We start from the raw sequence: 5737 nt of genomic DNA on the forward strand, positions 1-5737 counted from the left end.
CTCCTTTTAATATCATTAATGTAAAAACTGATTTTGCTATTGGATATTGTATGTTCATTTTTATTTTGCTGTTTCGCCTTTAACCACATAGATAATTGTCCATCATTTTTATCCTGTAATATTTTTAATAGCAATGTTTCCTTTAATGATAGAGTCCTTCGGTATTCGTTTTGAGCGTTTAATAATGTAGTTCCACTGACTTCTAAAACGTTATCTTTTAAAGCTAATTCAGGTGCATAAGGAGTAATACCTTTTTCACAATTTAATTTGTAATATTTCGCCAATGTAGTTCGCACAGAGACGTTTCTATAATTTGCTGTTTTTATTAACTGTGCAATAAATATTGATAATCTTGGTTTATTTTTCGGACTAAATTCAATAATATCTGAAACAGAACCGTTAACAAATACTATATCAGCGTTAAGGCGCATCTTTGGATCCCGGTAAAATAAATCTAATAAAGAAAACCAGTTTTTTTGTTCAATGACTTTTCTACCGATTAATACAGTTTGAACCTTTCCACCTGCTGTGATGCCTGGTTGCTCTTGAATCTATAATATCTCTAGCTTCTCTCATTGATAAATTTTTAACTTTAAATTGTTCAGTTTTTTCTTTAGCTTCTTTACAGATAAATACCAGGTAGCATTTTGCAAATAAAAAAGCAGGAATCAGATTAATTTTCGGATCCATGCCTAAGATAAAGCTATATATTTTATGTTTTTTTATTAAGATTTACAATTTATTCAATCTTAAATCTCTTAATGTGAAGTTTCCCTTTTTATTGGAGCAACTAGAATTTCTTTATTTTTCACATCATACAATCCACTTGGAGTTAAACGAATAAATGGTAAATGGGTTGCCGAAAAGAATAATAGCGTAAAAGCAGGATCGTCGTATTTATATCCTTTTTCTTTTAATAACTCGATCATTTTTTTCTCAATTTGAATTAAACTGTTCATGTCTAATTCAGACATGCTACCTTTTAAAGCTAAAGATATTTCGTGGACAACTTTGTTCTCTTCAACTAGTACCATCCCACCACCTAACTCTTTCAATCTTTCAAAAGCTTTCAACATATCGGATTTTCTTTTACCTAAAATTAAAATGTCTCCAGTACCAGAATAGGAACTTGCAAATCCACCCATGTGTTGAGCAAATCCTTTCACTAGTGTGTTTAATTTCCAAGAACCATCTCTTCCAACCATTAAAAGAAAACATTCATCATGTTCGTATGATAATTCATCACATTCTAAATCAATCATACTTTCATATGGTTTTGTAATGACATTATTTATTAAGTTTATACCATTTGAGGTTGAAAGACTCAGATCCTCTTTATGTAAAGTCCACTTTAAATTTAGTTTAGAAAATTGATATTTCTCCCAATCGATCGGCAAATATTGATTAATAAGGTTCCCATCTTTCTTGATCCATTTACCTTTTGCTAAAACACTTAGTGGTGTTGGGTTTTCTTTACTTTCTAGTAGATTAATATTTGCAATTCTTCCTGTGGCGATTGAACCATGTAAATGTTCCATATTATAATAGCAAGCTACATTATAACTTGCCATATTATATGCTTCAATTAACGGTATTTCGTGACGGATTGCTATTTTGATTAATTCATCAGTCATTCCTTTTTCATAAAAATAAGGATGTGAACCGTCAGTCGTAAAGAAAAATCTATCAAATTTTTGAATGCCGAGCTCTTTCATTTCCTTTAGAAGCACTTCTAAATCAGGTCGTATCGAAGAATGTCTTAATGAAACCATATAGCCCTGTATTAAACGCGAAAGTACTTCTTTTCCTGTCATTGCTTCATGATCACAATCTGCACCTAATAACATTAACTTAGCTAAAGTGCGTTCTGAAGCTCCAGGAAAATGCCCTTCCACCTTCTTATTTAATTTCTTTGTCTCCTGTATCCAGGTAAGCATTTGGTTGTCACCGTTTAGTAGCTTTGGCCACGCAGTTAGTTCTCCACCTTGTAATACTAATTCATTTTCGAGCCAAGACATAACATCTTCTGAGTTAAATAGCTCATCATTATTCGGAAATTCAGTTTGTGCGTCGAAACGACACCACCAATACATGCTTGATGGGATATTTTTAAAATCATTCAATAATTCAAAAGCAGTATGACTAGGCAATTCTAAGAATAATTTTAGATTATCGTTTATTAATGTTGTTGTACCGAATTGTCCAGCGTGCTTTGCTAAAGTAAGAGGATTATAGAGTTGATATGGATGAGCATGAGGTTCAATATAACCTGGTACTATGTACTGCCCTTCACAATCTACCACTTCAATTTCATTCAAGTTTTCCGGAAGAGCTTCTCCAACATAAACAATCCGATCCTGGTAAACCCAAATATTTGCATGGATCCATTGATTCAAATATGAATTTAAATACGTTGCATTTTTTAAAATGATATGCGGATTAATGTCTCCATCCAGAACATTTACTTGGTTTCTAATTTGTTCATTACTCCATCTATAATTTTTCATTATTTCACTCCTATTTCTTTAAAAAACTAATTGCACAAGAATCATATAAACAATCGTACCTCCCGCTATCGAAAGAAGCATCATTCTCTTCCATAAATGTAGAATCGCAACAATAAATACCGAAATAAACTCTGGAATACCGTGAGTACCAGAAAGTATATTTACATTTTTAAAACAATAAATGACTAATAGTCCAATTACTGCAGACGGTAGGACTTTACCTAGATACTGTACATACTTCGGTGTAGCTTTCCCCGGTGGAAAAATGATAAATGGAAGAAATCTTGTAAGCATTGTACCTAAAACAACCATTGATACTGTGATAATTTGCTGTGTTATATTCATCGTCATACTGATACCTCAACTTTCTTAGATGGTTTAGATGGTTTTCTAAGCACACTAAGTGTAATAAGAATTGAAAGCATCGCAGGAATAATGAAGTTATTTCCTCCAAAAATAATAAGGCAAATGGTTGAAAGACTAACCCCTGTTATTGCACTAATGTGTTTTGTCTCTTTTTTCCACTGCTCAATGAATATAACAACAAAAAGGGCAGTCATGACGAATTCAAGCCCTTTAGTATTAAATTTTACAAGTGATCCAAAAATCCCTCCAATTGATGCGCCAATTACCCAATACAAATGATTAAGAAATGTAACAAAAAACATAAACCAACTCTTATCCACGCCATTCGGTATATCAGCGGTATAATTTATCGAAAAAGTCTCATCACATAGACCGAAAATTAGATAGATTTTTTTCTTACCAGTGCCTTTATATTTATCTAACATTGAGATTCCATAAAATAAATGTCGCGCATTCACCATTAAAGTTAGTAACAGTGCGTTAATTGGATTAAAACCCATCAATAATAAGTTTGCTGCAATAAATTCCATAGAACCAGCAAAAATTGTTAGCCCCATCAAAATCGGATAAATGGCACTGAATCCTAAAGAGTTCATAAAAATCCCATATGCTATCCCTAAAAATAAAAATCCTGCAAAAATAGGTATTGTGTGTGGAAAAGCAAATCGAAATGCCATCCATAATTTGTTTCCCTTTTTCATAAATTCACATCCTGTATCGTTAAATTTATTATAATTTACCATACAGAATCCATACAAAAAATGAAATAATTGTATGGATTACAATTTTCTAAAAATTAAATCAAGTACAATTTAAAGAATGTTTACTTACTATCTACACAATTATGAATCAGTTAATATTTTTAGATTTCCATACAAAAATGATATAATTGTATGGAATTAAACAGTAGAGGTGCTATATGCCAGTAAATTCATTTGAAAATTACCCAATGTCTTGGAAACCGGACAGGAAGACTTTAAAACGTCCTTTTTATAATTCCATTGCCTTACAACTTGAACAAGATATTATAAATGGCTTTCTAGCACCAGGTACAAAGTTACCACCGCAACGAGAATTAGCTGATTTTCTTGACTTAAACTTTACGACAATCACTCGTGCCTACAAAATATGTGAAGTAAAAGGTTTAATCTATGCGATTACAGGAAGTGGAACTTTTGTTGCTCCAAATGCAGCCCATTCAATCACGATTTCAACAGATAAAACAGCAAATAGTATTGATCTTGGCTTTGTGGCTTCTTTTGAACAAACGAATAGTATTGTGTCTGAAGCAATCCAGAAAGTAGTCAGTAAAAGTTATTTAGATCAATTATTAAATTATAATGATCCTACCGGAATCCCACATCACAAGGCAGCTGCTCTAAACTGGATGGAAGCTTTCGGTATTAAAGCTGCTCAAGATCATTTAGCGATTGTATCTGGTACTCAAAACGCTTTGGTCATTGCTTTAGCAAGTTTATTTGAGCCAGGTAATCGTATTGCAACAGACTTTTACACTTTTTCAAATTTTATAGAATTAGCAAAAACGCTTCACATTCAATTAATTCCTATTCATTCCGACAAATTTGGAATGTTGCCAGATGAACTTGAAAAGCAATGTAGCCAATTAAATATACATGGCATATTCCTAATGCCCTCTTGTAGTAACCCAACCACTATCATGATTACTGACTTGCGAAAACATGAACTAGCGTCGGTAATAAGGAAGCATCGTTTAATTTTAATCGAAGATGATATACATGCATTTATAACTGCGGGAGTAATTTCTGATTACAAACAACCGATGTATAACCTACTTCCAGAACAAAGCGTATATATTTGTGGTACATCAAAGTCCATCTGTTCTGGATTAAGAGTTGCTTTCATGGTGTTTGGTGATTCACTACGCGAAAAAATTTTGAAGGCTATTTTTAATCTTAACGTAAAAACATCATCACTTGATGTAGAGGTAATTACTGAGCTGATCTTATCAGGTAAAGCGCATGAAATCGTTCAACAAAAGAAACAATTAGCTGAAAATGTAAACGATATTTATTCATCCTATTTCCCTGTAAATAAGATTGGTCATCCGCTTAGTTTCTACCGTTGGCTTCCAATTCATAGTCATAGTAACGGGGTAAACTTAGAGGCAGATTTGAAAAAACTAGGTGTACGTGTATTTCATTCTGATCGTTTTCTAAGTGGACAATCTTCTTCTGAAAAGTATTTACGTATTGCACTTTCTTCTACCCAATCTTTAGAAGATTTAGATACTGGTTTGAAAATTCTATCTCAATATCTCGACAAACAGATTTAAATAATTCCAGTACAACATTTGAAAAAAAGGAGCTGTATGGCGATCAGCTCCTTTCAAACTATTAATTTATTCTTTTAATTTTATTTAAAACGAGAAGAACTAACCTTTAAGTTATAATCAGTAATCTCAAATCCAAGTTGTTGATAGAGATTCAATGCCCCCTGATTATGACCAAAAACGTGTAGACATACGTCATCTACTCCTAATTCATTAATTTCTTTTATACACATACTCATCGCTTCTTTACCGTATCCCTGACCTCTATACTCTGGATAAATAAGTATTTCATATAAATAAGCATAATTTGGCTCTTGTTTTTTATTAATAGAATACCATATATAACCAATCGTTTCTTCTTTTATAACGATGTTTTTCAAATAGTTATTTTTAGTATTTTCACCTTCTGGCAATAAAGATTGAAAAGCTGCCTTAGATTGTTCTAAAGCTGTTTCTACTTTCCAACTTCCATTTTTCACTTTATCATTGGCAAAATTCACAGTTGCTATTTCTAGGAACCTCTGAAAATCTTGATGATTCATAAGTGTTAAAT

Annotated in this window: 6 protein-coding genes; 1 reads left to right on the plus strand and 5 read right to left on the minus strand. The window is 32.3% G+C overall.

Annotation, left to right across the window (positions count from 1 at the left end; translation table 11 throughout):
* The 4 genes from CN514_RS15015 to azlC all read right to left on the minus strand — a co-directional run.
* Nucleotides 1–551: Ger(x)C family spore germination protein (locus CN514_RS15015; protein ID WP_483295015.1), on the minus strand; the 551-nt coding region annotated here is incomplete at its 3' end.
* Nucleotides 552–758: 207 nt separating this feature from the next.
* Nucleotides 759–2507 carry an adenine deaminase C-terminal domain-containing protein gene (locus CN514_RS15020; protein WP_098233282.1) on the minus strand — a complete coding sequence of 583 codons (1749 nt, stop codon included), beginning with the start codon at nucleotides 2505–2507 and terminating at the stop codon, nucleotides 759–761.
* A gap of 18 nt (nucleotides 2508–2525) precedes the next feature.
* Complete coding sequence (locus tag CN514_RS15025; RefSeq protein ID WP_098233283.1) at nucleotides 2526–2858, minus strand: branched-chain amino acid transporter permease; 333 nt, start codon at nucleotides 2856–2858, stop codon at nucleotides 2526–2528.
* Complete coding sequence (gene azlC / locus CN514_RS15030) at nucleotides 2855–3574, minus strand: azaleucine resistance protein AzlC (protein ID WP_098233284.1); 720 nt, start codon at nucleotides 3572–3574, stop codon at nucleotides 2855–2857. Before azlC ends, CN514_RS15025 begins: the two co-directional genes overlap by 4 nt.
* Nucleotides 3575–3792: 218 nt before the next feature.
* On the opposite strand from azlC, the gene CN514_RS15035 reads away from it, so the two are divergent.
* Nucleotides 3793–5187: an aminotransferase-like domain-containing protein gene (locus tag CN514_RS15035; RefSeq protein ID WP_098233285.1), complete on the plus strand. Its 1395-nt coding sequence runs from the start codon at nucleotides 3793–3795 to the stop codon at nucleotides 5185–5187.
* 80 nt (nucleotides 5188–5267) lie between these two features.
* Here the strand turns inward: CN514_RS15035 and CN514_RS15040 are convergent.
* A partial coding sequence (locus CN514_RS15040) for a GNAT family N-acetyltransferase (protein ID WP_141529391.1) occupies nucleotides 5268–5737 on the minus strand: 470 nt, incomplete at its 5' end.

This window comes from Bacillus sp. AFS001701, assembly GCF_002559405.1.
Taxonomy (GTDB): Bacteria; Bacillota; Bacilli; order Bacillales; family Bacillaceae_G; genus Gottfriedia.